The organism is Microbacterium phoenicis, from assembly GCF_047302325.1.
In the GTDB taxonomy this organism is placed as follows: Bacteria; Actinomycetota; Actinomycetes; order Actinomycetales; family Microbacteriaceae; genus Microbacterium.
In genome coordinates this window covers 2,691,336-2,709,974 of sequence record NZ_CP154849.1, presented here as the reverse complement: position 1 = coordinate 2,709,974, position 18,639 = coordinate 2,691,336, and the positions used below count along the sequence as shown (strand labels likewise).

34 protein-coding genes and 1 riboswitch are annotated in these 18,639 nt (G+C 69.4%); of the genes, 25 read left to right on the top strand and 9 right to left on the bottom strand.

Features of this window, described 5'->3' with window-relative positions; all coding sequences use genetic code 11:
- Positions 1–83 precede the first annotated feature (83 nt).
- Positions 84–1,037: an alpha/beta fold hydrolase gene (locus ABCU91_RS13390; protein ID WP_413354102.1), complete on the bottom strand. Its 954-nt coding sequence runs from the start codon at positions 1,035–1,037 to the stop codon at positions 84–86.
- A gap of 43 nt (positions 1,038–1,080) precedes the next feature.
- Between ABCU91_RS13390 and ABCU91_RS13385 the strand changes: the two genes are divergently transcribed.
- Complete coding sequence (locus ABCU91_RS13385) at positions 1,081–1,563, top strand: carboxymuconolactone decarboxylase family protein (protein WP_413354101.1); 483 nt, start codon at positions 1,081–1,083, stop codon at positions 1,561–1,563.
- Entirely contained in the window at positions 1,560–2,273 is a 714-nt protein-coding gene (locus ABCU91_RS13380) for a tyrosine-protein phosphatase (protein WP_413354100.1), read from the top strand. Before ABCU91_RS13385 ends, ABCU91_RS13380 begins: the two co-directional genes overlap by 4 nt.
- A gap of 7 nt (positions 2,274–2,280) precedes the next feature.
- Here the strand turns inward: ABCU91_RS13380 and ABCU91_RS13375 are convergent, their stop codons facing one another.
- The 4 genes from ABCU91_RS13375 to ABCU91_RS13360 all read right to left on the bottom strand — a co-directional run bounded on the left by ABCU91_RS13375 (position 2,281) and on the right by ABCU91_RS13360 (position 6,372).
- Positions 2,281–2,724 carry a Fe-S oxidoreductase gene (locus tag ABCU91_RS13375; RefSeq protein ID WP_413354099.1) on the bottom strand — a complete coding sequence of 148 codons (444 nt, stop codon included), beginning with the start codon at positions 2,722–2,724 and terminating at the stop codon, positions 2,281–2,283.
- Positions 2,721–3,533: an arginase family protein gene (locus ABCU91_RS13370; RefSeq protein WP_413354098.1), complete on the bottom strand. Its 813-nt coding sequence runs from the start codon at positions 3,531–3,533 to the stop codon at positions 2,721–2,723. The genes ABCU91_RS13375 and ABCU91_RS13370 overlap by 4 nt, the downstream gene beginning before the upstream one ends.
- A 68-nt stretch (positions 3,534–3,601) precedes the next feature.
- Positions 3,602–4,336 carry a PspA/IM30 family protein gene (locus ABCU91_RS13365; protein WP_065569950.1) on the bottom strand — a complete coding sequence of 245 codons (735 nt, stop codon included), beginning with the start codon at positions 4,334–4,336 and terminating at the stop codon, positions 3,602–3,604.
- Between the two features lie 62 nt (positions 4,337–4,398).
- Complete coding sequence (locus ABCU91_RS13360) at positions 4,399–6,372, bottom strand: TPM domain-containing protein (RefSeq protein ID WP_413354097.1); 1,974 nt, start codon at positions 6,370–6,372, stop codon at positions 4,399–4,401.
- A 165-nt stretch (positions 6,373–6,537) separates the two neighbouring features.
- On the opposite strand from ABCU91_RS13360, the gene ABCU91_RS13355 reads away from it, so the two are divergent.
- The 5 genes from ABCU91_RS13355 (at position 6,538) to ABCU91_RS13335 (ending at position 9,838) form a co-directional block, all read left to right on the top strand.
- The gene (locus tag ABCU91_RS13355; protein ID WP_413354096.1) at positions 6,538–7,371 is read left to right on the top strand and encodes a DUF3097 family protein; all 834 of its coding nucleotides are present in this window, start codon (positions 6,538–6,540) and stop codon (positions 7,369–7,371) included.
- Between the two features lie 59 nt (positions 7,372–7,430).
- Positions 7,431–8,177: a tRNA (guanosine(46)-N7)-methyltransferase TrmB gene (gene trmB, locus ABCU91_RS13350; protein ID WP_413354095.1), complete on the top strand. Its 747-nt coding sequence runs from the start codon at positions 7,431–7,433 to the stop codon at positions 8,175–8,177.
- A complete protein-coding gene (locus ABCU91_RS13345; RefSeq protein ID WP_413355411.1) occupies positions 8,177–9,028 on the top strand; it encodes a CPBP family intramembrane glutamic endopeptidase in 852 nt (283 codons plus the stop codon). Before trmB ends, ABCU91_RS13345 begins: the two co-directional genes overlap by 1 nt.
- Before the next feature lie 83 nt (positions 9,029–9,111).
- Complete coding sequence (locus tag ABCU91_RS13340) at positions 9,112–9,594, top strand: pyridoxamine 5'-phosphate oxidase family protein (RefSeq protein ID WP_413354094.1); 483 nt, start codon at positions 9,112–9,114, stop codon at positions 9,592–9,594.
- A gap of 88 nt (positions 9,595–9,682) precedes the next feature.
- Positions 9,683–9,838 (top strand): hypothetical protein, encoded by a 156-nt coding sequence (locus ABCU91_RS13335; protein WP_189318399.1) that lies wholly within the window; start codon positions 9,683–9,685, stop codon positions 9,836–9,838.
- Between the two features lie 115 nt (positions 9,839–9,953).
- Here the strand turns inward: ABCU91_RS13335 and ABCU91_RS13330 are convergent, their stop codons facing one another.
- Positions 9,954–10,136, bottom strand: a complete 183-nt coding sequence (locus tag ABCU91_RS13330; protein WP_413354093.1) for a hypothetical protein — start codon at positions 10,134–10,136, stop codon at positions 9,954–9,956.
- A gap of 78 nt (positions 10,137–10,214) precedes the next feature.
- On the bottom strand, positions 10,215–11,438 hold the full coding sequence (locus ABCU91_RS13325; RefSeq protein ID WP_413354091.1) for a DUF222 domain-containing protein: 1,224 nt from the start codon (positions 11,436–11,438) through the stop codon (positions 10,215–10,217).
- A 74-nt stretch (positions 11,439–11,512) separates the two neighbouring features.
- Between ABCU91_RS13325 and ABCU91_RS13320 the strand changes: the two genes are divergently transcribed.
- The 8 genes from ABCU91_RS13320 (at position 11,513) to ABCU91_RS13285 (ending at position 15,516) form a co-directional block, all read left to right on the top strand.
- Positions 11,513–12,217 carry a tyrosine-protein phosphatase gene (locus ABCU91_RS13320; RefSeq protein ID WP_413354090.1) on the top strand — a complete coding sequence of 235 codons (705 nt, stop codon included), beginning with the start codon at positions 11,513–11,515 and terminating at the stop codon, positions 12,215–12,217.
- Between the two features lie 39 nt (positions 12,218–12,256).
- Positions 12,257–12,321: riboswitch (guanidine-III (ykkC-III) riboswitch) on the top strand.
- Between the two features lie 12 nt (positions 12,322–12,333).
- Positions 12,334–12,651 (top strand): DMT family transporter, encoded by a 318-nt coding sequence (locus tag ABCU91_RS13315; RefSeq protein WP_406924545.1) that lies wholly within the window; start codon positions 12,334–12,336, stop codon positions 12,649–12,651.
- A gap of 86 nt (positions 12,652–12,737) precedes the next feature.
- Positions 12,738–12,884 (top strand): hypothetical protein, encoded by a 147-nt coding sequence (locus ABCU91_RS13310; RefSeq protein ID WP_413354089.1) that lies wholly within the window; start codon positions 12,738–12,740, stop codon positions 12,882–12,884.
- Between the two features lie 233 nt (positions 12,885–13,117).
- Positions 13,118–13,534 carry a DUF4326 domain-containing protein gene (locus ABCU91_RS13305; RefSeq protein ID WP_413354087.1) on the top strand — a complete coding sequence of 139 codons (417 nt, stop codon included), beginning with the start codon at positions 13,118–13,120 and terminating at the stop codon, positions 13,532–13,534.
- Entirely contained in the window at positions 13,531–13,686 is a 156-nt protein-coding gene (locus ABCU91_RS13300) for a hypothetical protein (RefSeq protein WP_413354085.1), read from the top strand. Before ABCU91_RS13305 ends, ABCU91_RS13300 begins: the two co-directional genes overlap by 4 nt.
- Positions 13,683–13,844, top strand: coding sequence for a hypothetical protein (locus tag ABCU91_RS13295; RefSeq protein ID WP_413354084.1), 162 nt, complete (start codon positions 13,683–13,685; stop codon positions 13,842–13,844). Before ABCU91_RS13300 ends, ABCU91_RS13295 begins: the two co-directional genes overlap by 4 nt.
- Complete coding sequence (locus tag ABCU91_RS13290) at positions 13,841–14,224, top strand: hypothetical protein (RefSeq protein WP_413354082.1); 384 nt, start codon at positions 13,841–13,843, stop codon at positions 14,222–14,224. Before ABCU91_RS13295 ends, ABCU91_RS13290 begins: the two co-directional genes overlap by 4 nt.
- A 20-nt stretch (positions 14,225–14,244) precedes the next feature.
- Positions 14,245–15,516, top strand: a complete 1,272-nt coding sequence (locus ABCU91_RS13285; protein ID WP_413354081.1) for a tyrosine-type recombinase/integrase — start codon at positions 14,245–14,247, stop codon at positions 15,514–15,516.
- Between the two features lies 1 nt (position 15,517).
- Here the strand turns inward: ABCU91_RS13285 and ABCU91_RS13280 are convergent, their stop codons facing one another.
- A complete protein-coding gene (locus ABCU91_RS13280; RefSeq protein WP_413354079.1) occupies positions 15,518–15,907 on the bottom strand; it encodes an ImmA/IrrE family metallo-endopeptidase in 390 nt (129 codons plus the stop codon).
- A complete protein-coding gene (locus ABCU91_RS13275) occupies positions 15,879–16,259 on the bottom strand; it encodes a helix-turn-helix domain-containing protein (protein WP_413354077.1) in 381 nt (126 codons plus the stop codon). Before ABCU91_RS13275 ends, ABCU91_RS13280 begins: the two co-directional genes overlap by 29 nt.
- Before the next feature lie 92 nt (positions 16,260–16,351).
- Here ABCU91_RS13275 and ABCU91_RS13270 point away from each other — a divergent pair, with 92 nt between their 5' ends.
- From ABCU91_RS13270 to ABCU91_RS13225, 10 genes are all read left to right on the top strand, one after another.
- A complete protein-coding gene (locus ABCU91_RS13270) occupies positions 16,352–16,576 on the top strand; it encodes a hypothetical protein (RefSeq protein ID WP_413354076.1) in 225 nt (74 codons plus the stop codon).
- Entirely contained in the window at positions 16,573–16,758 is a 186-nt protein-coding gene (locus tag ABCU91_RS13265) for a hypothetical protein (protein WP_413354075.1), read from the top strand. The genes ABCU91_RS13270 and ABCU91_RS13265 overlap by 4 nt, the downstream gene beginning before the upstream one ends.
- Positions 16,758–16,910 (top strand): hypothetical protein, encoded by a 153-nt coding sequence (locus tag ABCU91_RS13260; protein WP_413354073.1) that lies wholly within the window; start codon positions 16,758–16,760, stop codon positions 16,908–16,910. The genes ABCU91_RS13265 and ABCU91_RS13260 overlap by 1 nt, the downstream gene beginning before the upstream one ends.
- Complete coding sequence (locus ABCU91_RS13255; RefSeq protein ID WP_413354072.1) at positions 16,910–17,113, top strand: hypothetical protein; 204 nt, start codon at positions 16,910–16,912, stop codon at positions 17,111–17,113. Before ABCU91_RS13260 ends, ABCU91_RS13255 begins: the two co-directional genes overlap by 1 nt.
- Entirely contained in the window at positions 17,110–17,283 is a 174-nt protein-coding gene (locus ABCU91_RS13250; protein WP_413354071.1) for a hypothetical protein, read from the top strand. Before ABCU91_RS13255 ends, ABCU91_RS13250 begins: the two co-directional genes overlap by 4 nt.
- A 66-nt stretch (positions 17,284–17,349) precedes the next feature.
- Positions 17,350–17,676 carry a hypothetical protein gene (locus tag ABCU91_RS13245; RefSeq protein WP_413354070.1) on the top strand — a complete coding sequence of 109 codons (327 nt, stop codon included), beginning with the start codon at positions 17,350–17,352 and terminating at the stop codon, positions 17,674–17,676.
- Positions 17,673–18,098, top strand: coding sequence for a hypothetical protein (locus ABCU91_RS13240; RefSeq protein ID WP_413354068.1), 426 nt, complete (start codon positions 17,673–17,675; stop codon positions 18,096–18,098). The genes ABCU91_RS13245 and ABCU91_RS13240 overlap by 4 nt, the downstream gene beginning before the upstream one ends.
- Positions 18,095–18,217 carry a hypothetical protein gene (locus tag ABCU91_RS13235; RefSeq protein WP_413354066.1) on the top strand — a complete coding sequence of 41 codons (123 nt, stop codon included), beginning with the start codon at positions 18,095–18,097 and terminating at the stop codon, positions 18,215–18,217. Before ABCU91_RS13240 ends, ABCU91_RS13235 begins: the two co-directional genes overlap by 4 nt.
- Positions 18,214–18,369 (top strand): hypothetical protein, encoded by a 156-nt coding sequence (locus tag ABCU91_RS13230; RefSeq protein WP_413354064.1) that lies wholly within the window; start codon positions 18,214–18,216, stop codon positions 18,367–18,369. Before ABCU91_RS13235 ends, ABCU91_RS13230 begins: the two co-directional genes overlap by 4 nt.
- A complete protein-coding gene (locus tag ABCU91_RS13225; RefSeq protein WP_413354062.1) occupies positions 18,366–18,635 on the top strand; it encodes a hypothetical protein in 270 nt (89 codons plus the stop codon). The genes ABCU91_RS13230 and ABCU91_RS13225 overlap by 4 nt, the downstream gene beginning before the upstream one ends.
- Positions 18,636–18,639: the final 4 nt, after the last annotated feature.

The following is an 18,639-nucleotide window of genomic DNA, read 5'->3' as shown; positions in this document are numbered from 1 at the left end:
CGTCGATGGGCGTCGACGTCGACGCCGGCCCATCGCGGTGCTCGGTGCGCGTTACAGCCTAGAGTCCCGCGCGAGGAGTTCGGTCACGGGCCGTCATGACTCGACCGCACGAGCGCCGCGAGGTCCTGGGGTCGCTCCTCGTGGACGTTGTGCGCCGTGTCGAGCTCGACGTGGCGCGCCTGCGGAACGCGGCGCAGGAACTCGGCGCGGTCGGCGTCGGTGAGGAATCCTCGGGTTCCCGTGACCAGGGTGACGGGCGCGGTGACGGCGGCGAGATCCTCCCAGCCGGCGGACGAGAGCACGTCGGCCTCCGCGCGCTGCGCGGCATCGACCGCGCTCGCCGCGTCGGGGTCGGCGGCGAGTCGGTTCGCGAGGCGGGCGAAGTGATGCTTCCACTCGACGCGGCCGTCGGGGCGGACCCGGGAGTTCAGGAAGACGCCCCGGGTGGCCGCCTCGCGCGTGCCGCCGAGCCCGAACGACAGCGCGCGGTCGACGAGTTCGTCCCGGCTCGCCCAGTCGGTCGGACCGGCGAAGAACGCCCGGATGGAGGACGCCGCGCCGTTCGGATCGATCCCGGGGGAGATGTCGACGACGACGAGCGAGCGGACGAGGTCCGGATGCCGCGCGGCGAGCGCTGCGGCCGTGAGGCCCCCGAGCGAGTGACCGACGAGGACCTGTCGGCGGCCGTTCGTCCATTCCCGGACGGCGGGCGCGATGTCGGCGGCGATGCTCTCGCCGGTGTACCGCGCGTCGTCCCGCCAGGAGGAGTCTCCGTGGCCCGGCAGGTCGAGGGCCAGTGCGGGCAGGCCCAGGTGCAGGACCGTCGTGTCCCACGTGTGCGCGTTGAGCCCCGCACCGTGCAGGAAGGTGACCTCCGGTGCGGCCTCCGGATCGCCGAAGCGCAGTGCGCTGATCTCACGGCCGTCGGACAAGCGGTGCGTCACACGGTGCGTCTCGGTCACGGGCACGCCGATGTCAGCCGCCTGTGCGGGGAGGAAGGAGAACTCGTCGAAGGCGGCGTCGCTCACGATCCCCATTGTGACCGATGCCGGGTGCGGATGCCGCGACTAGGGTGACGACATGAGCGATCACCGCCGTGTGCACCTCGCCCGGGCCGCGCGCCCGGCGTACGACGCCCTCGAAGCGTTCGCGAAGACCGTCGGGGATCTCGCAGCCGAGGCGGGGATAGATGCCCGGCTGCGCGAGCTCGCGCTCATCCACGCATCCCAGCTCAACGGCTGCGCGTACTGCGTCCGCGTCCACTCCGATCGGGGTGCGAAGGCGGGGCTCACCCTCGACGTGGTCGCGCAGCTCCCCGTCTGGCGCGAATCCGGTGTCTTCAGTGAGCGCGAGCGTGCGGCGCTCGAGCTGACGGAGTCGTACGTCTTCATCCATGACGATGGCGTCTCGGACGACGTGTACGACCGCGTCGGCGGCATCCTCTCCGAAGAGGAGTACGTCGCGCTCAGCTGGCTGCTCGTCTCGATCAACGCGTTCAATCGCATCGCGATCGCCGGCCGCTACCCGGTTCCCGAGCGCCGCGCCGCGTCGCCGGCTCCGTGAGCGTCGTCGACGTCCCCGGCGCCTTCAACTTCCGCGACGTCGGGGGACTGCCGGCGGGGGAGGGGCGCACCCGGTCCGGCGTGCTGTTCCGCTCCGGCAACCTCGGCCACCTGACGACGGCGGGAAGGGACCGCGTGGCGGGCCTCGGCATCCGTCGCATCGTCGACCTGCGCGACGACGAGGAGCGGCGGTTCGAACCCTCGCAGGTCGACGACCTCGGGATCGAGACGGTGCACCTGCCCATGTTCGCGGGGTCGGCGTCGTCGTTCTTCGCCGACGACCTGTCCCTCGACGACGTGTACCGCGCTCTCGTCGACGGTTCCGCATCGCGGCTGGTCGACGCGGCGCGCGCCGTGCTCGAGGTCCAGCCCGTGCTCGTGCACTGCACCGTCGGCAAGGACCGCACGGGGCTCTCGGTGGCGCTGATCCTCGCGGCCGCCGGCGTGGACGAGGATGCCGTCATCGCCGACTACGCGCGGACCGAAGAGCTGCTCCCCACGGCGCGGAACGAGGGCGTTCTGCGCTATCTCCGGCAGCGGCATCCGAGGGCGCGTCACCTCGAGGATCTCGTGACCCGGTCGCCGGCGCAGGCGATGCGCGCCGTGTTCGACGACCTCCGGCTGCGGTACGGCGGCCCCGTCGAGTACCTGCAGGCGTACGGTCTGACGACCGCCGAGACCACGGAGCTCGGCCGAGTGCTCGTCGCGTGAAGGATCGTCAGCGGGGGATGTAGCGTCCGTCGGCGAGACCCGCCTCGATCTCGAACCGGTTCGTCAACGGGTCGCGGCCCGCGAGGAGGTAGAGGAGGGGCATGAGCATGCCGTAGCGCCGCCACTGTTCGCGGTGCACGGCTTCGTGGCGAAGCAGCCGGTCGTCGATGCGGCCGTCGCCGGTGAGGAAGCACCCGCCGACGCAGACACCGCCGCGGCCGAACGTGACCCCCGGCATCCCTCGGAACACCCAGAGCCCCGCTCGCCGTTCGATGCGGCCCGTCGACCACAGCGTCCCCCACGCGAAGCCGAACGCCGTCCCGGCGAGGTATCCGAGGCGGCTGAGAGGGGAATCGAGCAGGATGCCGGGGATCCAGCGGTCGAACCGTCGCCCGCGCGCCACGGCGCGCTCCGCCCGCGCCTCCCATCCCGCCGGAGGGGCCGGACTCATGCGAGGGCCCCGAGCAGGCGGAGGATGGTGCCGAGATCCTCGACCGCTGCGTCGCGGGTCGCGGGGGCGAAGCCCGACAGCGAGGCGCCGACCAGCGGCATCCGCTCGCGCAGTCGGGCGATCGACGCGGTGATGTGTGCGGGGTCCGCACCGAAGGGCACCGGCTCGAGGACTCCCACGACGGCCGAGGGGTCGAGGACGTCGAGGTCGATGTGGACGTAGACGGCGTCGGCGCCGGTCGCGACGACCGCGTCCGCGAGCGCGGCAGGGTCGGCGAGGGCGCTCGCCGAGACCGTCACGATCTCGGAGGTCTCCAGCAGGGTGACTTCGGCGTCGTCGAGGTCACGGGCGCCGACGAGGACGCTGCGGGCGGCGGGGACGAGCGGGGTCTGGGCGAACGGCCCGGCCTCGATCGCGGCGCGCAGCGCCATGCCCGCCAGCGCGCCTGAGAGGGACGACTCCGGCGTGTGCAGGTCGCCGTGCGCGTCGAACCACACGACCGCGACAGACGGATGCCGCTCGGCGGCCGCGGCGATAGCCGGAACCGCGACCGCGCAGTCACCGCCGATGACGACGGCGGGCTCGTCACTGGAGGCGAGGACCTCGGCGAGGGCGTCGCGAACGCGGGTGAGGGTGCTGAACCGACGGATGCCGGTGCCCACCGCCTCGCCCGCCTCGGCCGGGACCGCGACGCGCGTGAGGGCGGAGCGCGGCAGGTCGTCGGCGATCGCCTCGGCGCCGTCGATGAGGCGCATGGCGCGGGCGGATGGCGAACCCTGCCACTGCGGGACGACGAGGAATCGGGTCATGGGCACCTCCGGGGGAGCACGGCGGCGCCGGACCCTCGGGGTCCGGCGCCGCGTATGGCGTGCGGGTCTTACTGCTCGATCGCGCCGGCGTTGCCGCCGGTCTTCAGCGCGGCCAGGCGCGCCTCGACCTCAGTGAGCTCTCCGAGGTCTTCGAGCTGGTTGAACTGGGCGTCGATCGTCGAGGCGGCGATCTCGGCCTTTCCGGCGGCGAGGGCCTCCTGCCGGCGGACCTTGTCCTCGAACCGGCCGAGCTCACTCGTGGGATCGAGCACGTCGATCGACTTGACCGCGTCGTGCACCTTGTTCTGCGCCTCGGCCGTCTTCGCGCGGGCGAGCAGCTCGGAGCGCTTCGAGCGAAGCTGGTCGAGCTTCTGCTTCATGCCGTTGAGGCCGTCCTTGAGCTTCTCGACGACCTCGGTCTGCGCGGCGATCGAGGGGGCGATGGCGCGGGCCTCGTTCTCCTCGCTGATCTGACGCTGCAGGGCGATCTTGGCGAGGTTGTCGAACTTGTCGGCATCCGTCGTGTTGCCGGCGGAGCGCAGTTCGTCGGCCTTGCGGCTGGCGGCGATGGCTTTGTTGCCCCACTCGGCGGCGGCCTTCACGTCCTCGTCGTGGTCGCGTTCGAGCAGGCGCAGGTTGCCGATGGTCTCGGCGATGGCGGTCTCGGCGTCGGCGATGTTGTTGGTGTAGTCGCGGACGAGCTGGTCGAGCATCTTCTGCGGGTCTTCGGCGGAGTCGAGGAGGGCGTTGATGTTCGCCTTCACGAGAGTGGAGATGCGGCCGAAGATGGACTGCTTTGCCATCGGGTTTCCTTTCGATACGAGAGGTCGTGCTGTCGAGGTCTGTGAGGTCCGGCGTCGGAAGATCAGAAGCGACCGCCTCCCCTGCGGGAGCGGGAGCCGCCGCTGCTGCGCCCGATCGATCCGCCGCCGCCGAAGCCGCCGCTGCGACGGGAAGACGAGCCGCCGAAGCCGCCGCCGAATCCGCCGGAGGATCGCCTTGATCCGCCCCCGCCACCGAGGAGGGAGCCGAGGATGATGCCGCCCAGCATGCCGCCGAAGTCGCCCCCGCCGCCAGTGTTTCCGCCGCCGGCGAACGATCCGACGTCGCCCTGCGCGCGCTGCATCGCCTCGCCCGCCAGTGCGGTGGAGCGGTGCGCGAGGTCGAGGGCGCGCTCGGGGTCGCTCTGCTGCAGCTGGGTCGCCTGCACGAGAGCGGCGCCGGCCTCGGCCAGGCGGGTGCGGGCCGTCGCTCCGACGGCCCCTCGCCGGGCGCTGATGAAGTCCTCGGCGCCCGACACCTGTGCCTTCGCCTGCAGCAGCGTCTGAGACAGCACGCTGCGGGCGCGGTCGGCGCGCTGCTGGGCGTCGCGCACCTGGCCGAGGGCGCCGTCGATCGCCGTGTTCGCCCTCTCGAGGAGGTCGACTGCCGAGAGGGGGTCGCGTGCCTGACCGGTCAGCTTCTCGCGCGCGGCGTCGAGGTTCTGACGTGTCGAGGCGATGATCGGTGCGAGACGCGATTCGGGGTCGGGCGTCGCGGCGGCGGCCGCCAGGTCGGCGTCGAGTTCGGTGACGAGGGCGGCGCCCTCCTGCTCGGCCGCGGACAGGTCGGCAGCGAGCTTCTCGACGGCATCCTGCAGACGGGTCGCCTGGTCGACGGCCTGTTCCGCAGCACGGATGCCGACGGCCGCCCCTGCACCATCGCCTGCTGCGAGCTCGGTCTGAGCCTCGGACAGCCGGGCATCGGCGAAGCTGAGGCGATCGCGTGCCTGAACGGGGTTGTCGGCGACGGCAGCGAGGGCCTCGGCGCGGTACGCCCCTCGGAGCTCGACGAGACGGGCGTCGATTCCGTCGAGACGGGCGCCCGCGTCGGACCGGCGCTGCTGCACGCGGGCAAGGGCTTCCGGAGCGTTCTTCGCGAGATCGCGCAGGGCGTCGAAGGCTTCCGCCTTCTCGGTCAGCGTCTCCTCGGCACTCCGGCAGAGGCTCAGGATCTCCTCGTACCAGGCGCGGCGCTGGTCGGGGGAGTCGGGCGCCTCGTCATCCATCTGCTGCTGCAGCGAGAACGCGCGCTCGAGCGAGGTGCGCGCCGTCGCGATCGCCTGCTCGAACTCGGCGGTGGCGGCACTCCCGAACTCCGCCGTGGCGAAGCCGAGTTCTTGCGCGCTCGTGGTGATCGCGTCGTCGGTCCGCACGAGCGCGGCACCGGCCCGGCGTTCGAGCTCCTCGAGCGGCACCTGTCCCGTGCCGGCGTTCGTGCCCGACGCCGCGCGACGGCGTCGGACGAGCGCCCAGACGACGAGCCCGGCGATCGCAGCGACGACGAGGAGGACGACCCAGATGAGGCCGCCGCCCCCACCGGAGCGCGCGTCCTCGAGTCCGTCGGCCGCTGCGATTCCGGCGCCCTGCCAGTCACCCGCATCGAGGGCGGGGCGCACACGGTCCTGCTCGATCGCCGTGATCCGGTCGTCCGAGATGGGCCCCGACGAGTCGGAGGAGAGGTAGTAGGCGCGTCCCTCCGTGGCGATCGCGAGGAGGTACTGGTCGGGTCCGAGGTTGTTGAGATTCGCGGTGTCCTCGGCCCACTGCTGCGCGCCGGTCGGATCGGTGAACCTGTCGACGTAGACGACCCAGAGGTCGAGCCCGGTGTCGTCGGTGAGGCGCTCGAGGCGAGCGTCGAGGTTGGCCTCCTGCGCGTCGGTCAGGACGTCGGCCTGATCCGACACCCTTCCGTCGCCGAGGGTGACGGGATCGGTCGCCGATGCGGGAGTCGCCAGGGTGAGGGAGCCGATGGCGACCGCGAGCGAGGCCGCGACGACGGACGTCAGGCGGGATCGCATCGGTGAGTCCTCCGGGAGTCGCTCGGTGGGTCGCTCGGCGGTCGCAACCGCTCGTCGCGAGTCTATGCCGCGGTCCGTATGTCTCGATACCGGGTTGCGGTCGGAGCGCCTGTGCGTTCCCTTTGCGTTGCTCGCTTAGGCTTCCCGAGGTTTCAGGAGGTGCGTGTGGACGATCGGTACGGCAGCGATGTGCTCGCCGCGGGGTGGCGTGACAAGGGACGGCCGACGGTGACGACCGTTCCCGCCGAGAGGGGTCTCGTCGTCGAGGTCGCCCTCGACGACTTCGTCGGCGCGGTGACGGGGGTGACCGCCGGCCACGTCGAGCTCGAGGACCGACACGGCCGCGTGCGGCTGTTCCCGATCGGCGGCGGATTCCTCGTCGACGGCAAGCCCGTCCAGCTCGTCCCGCCGCGCGCCGCGGCGCCCGCCGGACGTACGCGCACCGCATCGGGGTCGTTCGCCGACCCGCAGGCCCGTGCCCGCGTCGCCCGTGCGTCCCGCATCCTCGTCGAGGGTCGCCACGACGCCGAGCTCGTCGAGAAGGTGTGGGGCGCCGACCTCCGCATCGAGGGCGTCGTCGTCGAGTACCTCCAGGGCGTCGACCTGCTCGAGGACCTGCTCCGCGCTGAGCCGCCGAGCGCCGAGCGCCGCTACGGGGTGCTCGTCGACCATCTCGTCCCGGGGTCCAAGGAGACACGGATCGCCGAGCAGGTCCTCCGCGGCCCGCACGGTGCGCACCTGAAGATCGTCGGCCACCCGTACATCGACGTCTGGCAGTGCGTCACGCCGCGTGCGCTCGGCATCGCCGCCTGGCCGGAGGTTCCGCGAGGCATCGAGTGGAAGAAGGGCGTCAGCCGCGCCCTCGGCTGGCCGGCCGAGGACCAGACCGACATCGCCGAGAACTGGCAGCGCATCCTGGGGTCGGTCACGACCTTCCGCGACCTCGACCCGGCCCTCCTCGGCCGCGTCGAGGAACTCATCGATTTCGTGACCTCGTGAGCGGGCGACGCCGAGGCAGGCCCGCGGAGAGCCCGGATACCGCGGGATACCCTGGTCGCATGCCCGATCCCGACGCGCCCGAGTCCGCGCCGCGCTTCCGCGACAAGCCCGTGTCGTTCGTGCGGCGGAGCGGTCGGATGAGCGACGCGCAGGAGCGCGCCTGGGACGATCTGTCGAGCACGTACCTGCTCGAGGTGGAACGGGATGCCGCGGCCACCAGCATCCGTCCCGGTTCCACGATCGACCCGGTCGCCGAGTTCGGTCGGGAGGCGCCGCTCGTCGTCGAGATCGGCTCGGGCCAGGGGCACGCGATCGTGCACGCCGCCGGGCAGTCGCCGGAGCGCGACTTCGTCGCGGTCGAGGTCTTCCGCGCGGGGCTCGCCCGCACGATGCTCGACGCGGATCGCGAGGGGGTGCGGAACCTCCGGCTCGTCGAGGCGAACGCGCCCGAGGTCCTCGAGCACCTGCTGCCCGAGGCATCCGTCGACGAGGTCTGGATCTTCTTCCCCGACCCGTGGCACAAGACCAAGCACAACAAACGCCGTCTCATCGCCGACGGGTTCCCGGCACTCGCCGCCCGTGCGCTGCGCGACGGCGGGACGCTGCGCCTGGCGACCGACTGGGAGGACTACGCGCTGCAGATGCGCGACGTGCTCGCGGACGCTGCGGACTTCGACCCGTCCTTCGAGGGGGAGTGGGCGGACCGCTTCGACGGCCGCATCATGACGGCGTTCGAGCGCAAGGGCATCGCGAAGGGCCGCGACATCCGCGACCTGACCTACCGCCGCCGTCCCCGGTCGGCGTGATGGTCCGCGCGGGCGTCGGGACCCGTCCCGTCCTCGACGTGCGCGTCGTACCGGCGCTTCTCGTGTGTCTCGCGGCGCCCGCGTTCTTCGTGCTGCTGACGCCCTGGCTCGGCTGGGCGCTGCTGGCGGCAGGACTCGCCGTCGCGGTGATCATCGAACGACGGGATGCCGCGGCATCCGACCCGTCGATCACGCGCGACCTCTCGCTCATCGCCATCGGTCTGCTGATCGTGAGTGTCATCCCGCTGAAGGCGGAGCTCGACGACGCCGCGATGATCCGCTTCACGCTCGCCCTCGGCGGGGCGGTGCTGGTGCCGTACCTCGTGTCGAGGTTCGTGTACCGGGATCATGCGATCCGGTTCCCGTGGCGGGGCGGCGGCCGCTGGACGGCGTGGCAGTGGGCGTGGCTCGTCGCCGTCCTCGTTCTCGGATGGCTGCTGCTGCCGTTCTACTTCATCACGTCGGGCGTCTACGAGAACTGGCCCGTCGTCGACACCCCGGACCTCATCGCGCGTCTGTTCGTCGGGGTCGGGGCCGTCGGCATCTGGGATGAGCTGTTCTTCATCTGCACCTGCTTCGCGCTGCTGCGGCGTCACTTCGCGGACGCGACCGCGAACGTCCTGCAGGCGATCGTGTTCGTCTCGTTCCTGTGGGAGCTGGGCTACCGGGCGTGGGGTCCGGCGCTGACCATCCCGTTCGCTCTCCTGCAGGCGATCATCTTCCTGCGGACGAAGTCCCTCGCGTATGTGGTGACCGTCCACCTCCTGTTCGACGCCGTGGTCTTCGGCGTGCTGGTGCATGCGCACAACCCGGGCCTTCTCGACGCGATCTTCCTCGTTCCTTCCCCCTGAGACGCGCGTTCCCGCGACCTGTCAACCCCGACAGTGGATGCCGCGCCCGGTGTGACGCTGAAGCGGAGACGAAGGAGGGCCCCATGGCCACCGAGAACGATCCGCACGCGACACTCATCGACCTGCTGCCGAAGTTCCGCTTCGCGATGGTCACAACCATGAACGAACAGGGGGCGCACGTCGCGCGCCCGTTGACGGTGCAGGACCGCGAGTTCGACGGCGACCTGTGGTTCATCGTCGGCCGCGATTCGTCCGTCGTGGCGCATGTCGCCGCGCAGCCCGCGGTCGGCGTCGCCCTGAGCACGAACGACGCGTGGGTCTCACTCGCGGGCAACGCCGAGGTGGTCGATGACCTCGAGCGTCTGCGGGAATACTGGTCGCCCGCCGTCGAGGCGTGGTTCCCCGATGGGCCCGAGGACCCGAATGTGACGCTCCTGAAGATCGACGCCGTGTCGGGCGAGTACTGGAGCAGCCCGGGCGGGGTCGTTGCGTCGATCGTCAGCCTCGTGAAGTCGAAGGTGACGGGTGAGCCCTATGAGGGCCGCAACGACACCGTCGAACTCTGATCCGACACGACTGTCAAGGCCCTCTGTGCGGCGGTACAGCATGCGTACCGTCACCCGCACGTGACCGACAGCGACCGGAAGGACCGCGATGAGCGACACGAACGGCTCGGATGAGCACAACACCCAGGGTGTCCCCGACGACCAGGCCGATGCCGACACGGCGTCGGGTGGATCGCCCGATGAGAACCCGCCGGTGACCACGAACGAGGACGGGACTCCCATCGAGAACCCCTCGGGGGGCTGAGCCCTCCGAGGTCAGGTCTGCCGTCGCGCGGGGATGTCCGTCCTCAGCGCGACGGCAGTTTCTCGTTCTGGCGGCCGCGGGCTTCGGCGTTGTGACGCTCGTCGCCGCGTCGCGGTCAGAAAAGCGAGAGCAGTGACGGGCCGAACGCGATGAGAAGGGCGGCGGGAACGACGAGCAGGCTCGTCGCCGCGATCCCGATCGCGAGGACGGTGCCGAGGACCGACAGTACGGCGGCGCCCGTCGTGGTGCCCGCGGAGGCGCGGGAGCGTGGGGTGGTGGTGAGCGTCGCGGTAGCCATATCTCGACGCTACGAATCGCGGGAGATCCGCGCGTCAGCCCTGGGGCTGGCGCGTGTCATCCTTCGGGATGATCTCGGTCAGAACGGTGGTGGGTCGGTGGTGAATTGCGGGATTCGGCGTTCGGGGTGGACGAGGTAGACCCGGCCTGCGGGTGAGGTCCATTCGAGCGCGCCGCCGGGTCTCGCTCTGACCTGCCAGGCGGTGTGGTGTTTGAGGGTGTGATGGCCTCGGCACAGGGGTGCGAGGTTGGTCGCGTCGGTGTGTCCGCCGTGATGCCAGTCGACGGTGTGGTCGACGTCGCACCGATCCGCCGGGACACCGCAGCCGGGTGCCATGCAGCGAGCCGCTCGCCAGGTCACGAGCCGGCGGAGGTCCGCCGGCGGGCGGTAGCTCTCTCGTCCGACGGAGAGGACGACGCCCGAGTCGGGGTGGGTGAGGACCCGCATCCACCCGGATGCCGCCCCGCACAACTCCCGGGCACGGTCGAGGGGGATCGGTCCGACCCCGTCGACCTGCGCGGCGGGGCCGTCACCGGTGAGCAGGGTGAGGGCGGGGACGGTGATCGCGACCGTCGGACGGATACCGCGTGCGTTGTCGGGGAGGGAGGATGTCTCGCCGTCGATGAGGAGGTCGCCGAACGCATCGGCACGTTTTTGGTCGATGGTGCGTTCATCGTCGAGGGTCTTCGCGATCGCGGTCAGTCGCCCGTGGATGGCGTGCGCTTCGACGGCGGGGAGGTGCGCGGTCAGCCACGCCATGCCATCCACGCCGGGTTCGACGCGCACGTGCCGGTGGGTGACGGCATCCGCATACCGTTCGGCGATCGTCGCTTCCCGTTCACGGTCGACGATGCGTCGCACCGCGCGGCGGAACGGCCCGGTCGGCATCTGTTCCGCCAGTGTGAGCACCTCGGACAGCAGCTCGTCACGGACGATCTCGAGCTCGTTGAGAGCGTCGACGAGGACCGTCGCGTGCGTGTCGGTGATCGCGGCGCGGCTCATCGCCTCCCACACCCGCGGGTACCGGTATACGAGCGCCCGCCCGATGCCCATCAACCGGCCGGCGGCGTGCTCGGTGATCCGGAGCGCCGACGCGACTTCGAGTCGCACCAACCGTTCCACGAGCACCGATGCCCCCTCATCGCGGTTCGCGGCGCGGATCGCGTCGTCCCACAATTCGACGATGCACCGGTACCGCTGCGCGGCGTGGATGGTGGCCATGTCCGCGCTCATCACAACCCAGTCCAGGGTCGTCGGGATCCCCTCGGGGACCTCATCGACGTACGAGGATGCGCTGGACATAGTCCCAGACTAGGAAGGGGTTCCGACACCGGTTCCGACGCCCTTGTGCACGATCGGCGTGGCAGGATCGGGGCATGCAGACGCCTCTCGAGATCGACGGCCTGGCCAATGCTCGAGATCTCGGCGGACTCGACCGGACCCACGGACCGTCGACCCCGGCAGGGGTCCTCATCCGCGCCGAAGTGCTCGACCGCATCACCGAAGCGGGATGGGACCGCCTGCGTGCATACGGCGTGCGGACCGTCATCGACCTGCGGCGGCCGAGCGAGCGGACGGACTCCGTCCCGAGCGACATCGCCAGCCGGCACGTCGACCTCGACGGCGACGAACGGCACTTCTGGCAGCCCCGCGAGCAGGACGGGCAGTGGGGGACCCCGTTGTACTACGTCGACCACGTCACCGACCTTCCGCACCGGCTCGCGGGTGCCCTCGACGAGATCGCGCGAGCCCGGACCGGCGGCATCCTGTTCCACTGCGGCGCGGGCTGGGACCGTACCGGCCTGCTTGCTGCGGTCCTGTTGAAGGCCGTCGGCGTGACGGAGGATGCCGCGACCCAGGACTACCTCTCATCGTTCGCGAATGCCGAAGGCATGACACGGCTCCACGGACGATCCTTCGATGTCGATGAGCGACTGGCCGTCCTGGGCCGCTTCGGGCACACCCCCGAGTCCGCGTTCCGCGCCGTGTACCGCCGGCTCGACATCGACGCCTGGCTGGCGGCCCACCTCGATGCCGACACGGCGACCGCCATCAGGACCTGGCGCGGCAGCGTCGGCTGATCTGCACCGGCTCTGCCCAACGAGCGTCGATAGACTCACGGCGGGCCCTCGACCGGGCCCCCGGACGAGGGTTCAGTACCCGGTGAGCGACAAGACTGGCCAGGAGGTCAGTCATGCTGTCGTGGATCGTTCTCATCGTCGCCGGGTTGCTCGAAGCCGTGTGGGCCACCGCGCTGGGCCGCTCCGAAGGCTTCACGAAGCTGTGGCCGACCGTCACCTTCGGTGTCGCCCTCGTCGCGAGCATGGGAGGGCTGGCCTTCGCGCTCCGTGAGATCCCGACGGGTACCGGCTATGCCGTGTGGGTCGGGATCGGGGCATCCCTCACCGTCGTCTGGGCGATGGTCACCGGCGCGGAGTCGGTGTCGGTCGTGAAGGTCCTCCTGATCCTCGGGCTCGTCGGCTGCATCATCGGCCTGAAGCTCGTCTCCGACTGACGGATCCCCCTGTCAACCCCCGGCGTTCGCCCGGGCGGGGCAGTAGCGTCGCGTCCACACAGACGACACCGATCACGGAGGACGACATGTCAGGTGACGAACTCGGTACCGACGAGAACGCCTACGAAGGCCCCGACGTCGAGCTGCCCACCCATGACGGTGCGGTGCCCGGCGGCATCCCGCCGTTCGGTCACCCCGTCGACCCGGACGGCGACGACCTGAACGAGGACTGACCCGATCAGGGGACGACGAAGGGGACCCGGCGATGCCGAGCCCCCTTCGTGTACCTGTGCCCCCGGAGGGATTCGAACCCCCGACTTCTGGTACCGGAAACCAGCAGAATCTGTCTGTACAGACTTGCTGACTGTCCGTAGTTGTGTGTAGAGTGCTGTACAAGCCGGGGCAGACGCGCCGGTTTGGATGCACCAGATGGATGCACCAACTTTCGGCCGGGAAGGAACCAGCGGTGACTGAGATCGAACGCCAAAGAAGAGGTAATGCGGACAACGACGTCCGCGACACTAAAGGACCGCACCGGGTACAACAGCGCCGCACGAGCGGCTGGCGCAAGCCGGAGAACACCGTCAGCGTCGCGCGGCCGTCGAAGTTTGGAAACCCGGTCCGGATCGTGCCAGTCAGGGCTCGCGGCCCGTTCGATCTCGAGCGAGACGGCGTCGGCTTTGTGGGGCAGTGCACGGACATAGAGGGCGCCCGCCGGAGTGCGGTGAGTCGGTATCGAGACCTGCTGCTCAATCATCCCGACCTCGTGCGCGTGACCATCGACGAAATCCGTCGCGAGCTGCGCGGGAAGAACCTCATGTGCTTCTGCCCCCTCGACCAGCCGTGCCACGCCGACGTCCTCCTCGAGATCGCGAACGCATGACGCGCGCTGACCCGCCGTTCGAGCCCGCGCCTCGGAGTGACCGCGACCGTCTCGCCGCCGCACGTCAGGTCGCATCCCAGTGGCGTCACCACGACCCCATCCGGTCCCTCGCAGACCTGAACGACGCTCTCAACCCGAAGGAGATCTCATGACGCACCCCGACCGCCGCCGCAAGGGCCGCATGATCCGGAAGCAGCGCCGTCTGACGCGTGTCCTTCGCGCCAAATGGGAATCCCTCACCCTCGCCGCGTCCCGCTCGGGCCGTTCGCTCGAGCTCTTCGCTCAGGCATTCACCAAGGAGTCAAAATGAGCCGCCTCTTCCACATCGGCGACGTCCTCAGCATCACGTCTGGCAAGCTCGTCTCCCCGTCGCACATCGGCGGCGTCTACGAGATCTGCGATTACATGACCGGTGAGAGCAACATGACCCATCAGCTACCGCGCGTGTCTCGTGAAATCGAGCCGGAGCTGCGTCGTCAGCACCCCGAACTATCGGCAGTGGAAGTCCCCAGCGGCATCGACTCCGAGGAGAAAGTGCACGCGTTCCTCGCGACGCTCTACCCGTGGTTCGGGGATCACGTCGAAGTCGAGCCAGTCGACGAGATCGACCACACCCACATCGACCCCACTGCGGAGATCAAGATGATGCGCCCCGACATCATCATCATCGATCCCGAAGAACACCTCTGACCCGACCCGGAAGGCCCGCCATGCCAGTCAAGAACGAACCAATCTTCCGGGTACCCGCCGACGAGTCGAAACCGTTCAAGTACTGGCAGGCCACCATCGAACTCCCGAACCCCACCGGCCGCGCCCAAGACCGCCGACGGAAGTACATCCGGTCGAAGGACCGAAAGGTCGTCCGGAAACGCCTCCACGAAGAACGCGAAGAACTCCGGAAGAAGGGCGACCTCCGCACCGACAGCATGACCGTCGAAGCATGGTTCACGTACTGGCTGGAAACGTACGCGCGTCCCGAGGTTCGCCCGACGACGTTCTCCGCGTACAAGATCAACGTGACCCGGCAGATCATCCCGTCTCTCGGCGCCCGCACCCGGCTCGACAAGATCACCCCCGCGATGGTCCGCCGGCTCCGCGCCGACATCCTCGCGAAAGGGTTGTCGTCCACGTACGCGCGCAACGCGCACCACATCCTCGCCTCATCGCTCCGCGCCGCTGCCGGGGAGGGACGTATCGGGTTCAACCCCGCCGAGTACGTCACCCCGCCCCGCAAAGCACGCACCACCCTCGACGTCATGTCCCTCGACGAGGCGCTGTCCCTGATCCGGGCGATCGAGGAACGCCCCGACCGCGCCCGGTGGGCAACGTCGCTCCTCACGGCCGCGCGCCGCGGGGAAGTCATCGGCCTCGAATGGGACCGCGTCAGTGACGTGCTCGACCTGTCCTGGCAGTTGCAACGCCTCACCCTCGAACACGGCTGCGGCGACGCGCCTGTCGCGGGCCGGGTGTGGCCGTGCGGGAAGATCTTCGGAGCCGCGTGCCCCGAGAAGCGCCTGATCGTACCCGCCGACTACGACTACCGGCACCTCACCGGAGGGCTCTACCTCACCCGCCCAAAGTCCGCGTCCGGGTGGCGCATCATCCCGCTCGTCGACCCGCTCCGCACCACGCTCGAGGCACATCGCGCCACCACCCCCGACAACGAGTACGGGCTCGTGTTCGCACGGGAGGACGGGGAACCCCGCGACCCCATCCGGGACAGCGCAGACTGGCGCACCCTCATGCGATCCGTATTCGGCGACGACCGGTCCATCCGACTCCACGACGTCCGCCACACCACCGTCGACCTGCTGTACGCCGCCGGGGTTCCCGAGGACATCATCCAGGAGATCGTCGGGCACTCGACCCGCACCATGACCCGCGCGTACAAGTCGCGGTCCGACATTCACCGGCTCCGCGACGCGATGGAGCAGCTGTCCGCGCTGCTCGCTCAGCCGGCGCGTGGGGAGCTCGAGGCGTAGTTCACGCTGCGGATAGGACGTACGCGCGGAACAGGCGCGTCGTCACCCCCAACTCCCGCACTAACGTCCCCTCATCCGGGGCCCACTTGTACGCCGCCTCCAACTCGATCGGACAGATCAGGTTGTGGGCGGCGTACTCGTCTGCCTGCCGTTCATGCTTCGGCCGGTCGTCGGGATGCGCGAGGTCCGCGTGGCCGATCTCGTGCGCGAGGATCAGCCGTTGCGCGCCCGGGCGGAGCTTCGAGTGGATGAGGATGGTCCGGTACTCCGGGAGCCACAGTCCGTGGGCGGTTCGCAGTGGGCGGGTGACGACCTCGACGCCGAGTTGGTCAGCGTGCTCCCACGGGTCGTAAGCGGAACCCCTACGGTCCGTCGGGTTCGTCTTCCTCAAGCTCCGCGTCACGTCCTGCCGCCCCCCGCAGCTCTTCCAGTTCCGTATCGGTCATGTCCGCCGGCTTCTTCGACCGGTGAGCGTCGAGGCTAACGGGCATCTCCGACACGGCCCGCGCGACGCCCCGGTCGATGCGTTCCATGACCTCTTCCGGGCTGAACGCGGATGCAGTCGCGAGCGCGAGTAGCTGGGGGACCTTCACTGACTGGTTCCCGGACAGGAGCTTCTGCACGACCGTGATCGACAAGCCCGACTTGTCTGCCCAGGTCTTCTGGGTGAGCCCGGACTCTTGCATCACGCCTCGCAACACTTTTGCGGTGGCCTGGTTGATGAGCTCGTCGGGGATCTTCACGGTTCCACTGTAGACATTCTGCGCGTCCGTTTCGACACGCCACACGCCTCTACAGGGTTGCGCATGTCTGAACAGACAGATAGTCTTCCGGTATGGACATCAACCCCGGAGCGAGAAGAATCGCCGGCAACGTTCGCGCCGCCGTTCTCGCCCACCCCGCACCGCTGGCAAGCATCGCCCAAGCCGCCGACATGGCCGAGGTCGACCTGCAGTCACGTCTCGACGGAGACGCCGACTTCACGGTCAACGACCTCGTCCGTGTCGGCGGCTTTCTGCGTTGCCCCACAGCCGTATTCATGGAAGGCGCAACTGCATGAGCACCCCGACCCCTCGGCTCGCATACCGACTGAACCAGCTCGTCGAGGCGAGCGGCATGTCACTGTGGGCCGTCAACAAGGCCATCGCCGACGGTGACCTGAAGGCCAAGAGGAGAGGCCGCAGCGTGATCGTGCCGGCCGCTGAGGCTGAGCGGTGGATCGCATCGCTCGAGGACGCCTGATGCTCAAGTTCCTCGCGATCTTCTTCGCCGCATGGGCAGTGTTCGCCGAACTGAACGGTCACCGTGTGGAAGCCGCGGCGATCCTCGGCATGGGTGTTGCGATGCTCTGCACGGACAGCCTGGTCGACGCAATCAAGAAGCGGGGCGCCTGATGGAGCTCCTCGGCGTCCTGATCATCTTCGCGGTGGTCGCGATCTTCCGGCCCTTGTTCTCGGGTCCGTGGGTGGAGCCGATCGATGGCTCGCACCCGGATGCGTACACGTCGGGTGATCTGCGGTCGCGTGGGTGGGATGAGTGGGATGCGCATGAAGCGGCGATGACCGCTCGCGCCGAACGACTCGGATACACGCGATGAGTACCCACGACGTAGGTGTGCGCTTCAACTACGGCTACACCTACCAGCCGCAGGCGATCTGCCGATGCGGGTGGACCGGTCCACAGCGGATTTTCGAAGCGCGCGCAATGCGTGACGCGAACAAGCACTGGCGGGTGGCGATCGGTTGGACCGGATCCGCCGCCAGCTGACTCGCCTCATCTAACGGAAACGCCGCCCGGGCTAGGGGCGGCATCTCACAGAAGGGAGCCAAGCACATGGCTCACACACCCACCGTAACCAACGACCTCGCCGCCGGCCTCCACAACATGGCCGACCGGATCAACGCCACCCCCAGCATCACCCACGGCAGACGGTACCCGACCATCCCCGCGTACATCTTCCTCGTCGCGGACACCCTCGAAGACGTCCGTGCCGCGGCGATCGCAGCGGGGGAGCGGGTGTACCGGGACGGTGACAAGACGTACGTCGACATCACAACGGACATGGTGATGCTCCGGTTCGCGTATGTCCCCGACCCGGCTGTGACGGTGTTGCAGCGTCCGTTGGATGTGACCGACGAGCTCGCCGGGAGGGACGCATGAACGACACCTCCCGTTGCGCCTACTGGATCGGCTCCGACGCCGCAGGCCACCGGTGCGAAGAAGCAGCCGAACGTGCTGGCCACTGTGCGAAGCACTACCCGATCGCGCTCCGCAAGCTGCAGCAGCAGCAGGAACGACTCGCGGCATCCGCAGCGCGACGTGACGCAGCATGGCGCGCTCGCAACCTCAGCCGACTCCCTCAGTGGCGCGTGCAACTCGAGCGCGTAGAAGCCGAGTATGCGCGTCGCACCGCCTCAGCCGTTCAGGACCGGGCGGCCGTCGGAGGCGACATGCACGTATCGATCGTACGCGCCCAGTCCCGACACCTGTCCGACGCGAACGTCGCCCGTGTCGTCGAGCTCGAGCGCCTCGCGAAACGACTGCGCGCAGACATTGCACGTGCCGAGGGAAGTGCGTCGTGAGTGTCGTGGATGACGTCCGGGACGTCCCCTACCAGCCCATCCCAGCCACCGCGGCCCCGATCGAGATCCCGCAGATGACGTACGTGTCCTGGTGGGACCGGCTGTGGGGCACCCGATGAACCGGACCAAGACCGTGCTGATCCTGACCGCGATCGGCATCGTCCCGTTCGCCTGGCTCGTGGGTGGCATCAACGGGCTCACCGCAGCCGGCGCGGCCCTCACCATCGGCTACCTGTTCGTCCACGTCTACACCGCAGGAGACCCCGCATGAACACCCGAAACGACCGGACGGTGCACTGCACGGTCATCCCCATCGACGGTGGGCGGATCGAGATCGTCCGCTACGACCGCAGCGGCAAGTGGTACCGGGAGGAGGGCGACCGAAGGCGGCCACTGACGCTCGGTCAGGCGGTCCTCTACGCGGAAGTCGATCGACCCGCTGTCATATGGCACGAGGGGCGCCCGGGTGGGCGAGCCTTCGACGCCATGGTCCGGAGGGCACGTCTCATCGCCGCTGAGCGACAGGCCGGGTCGTGAGTGG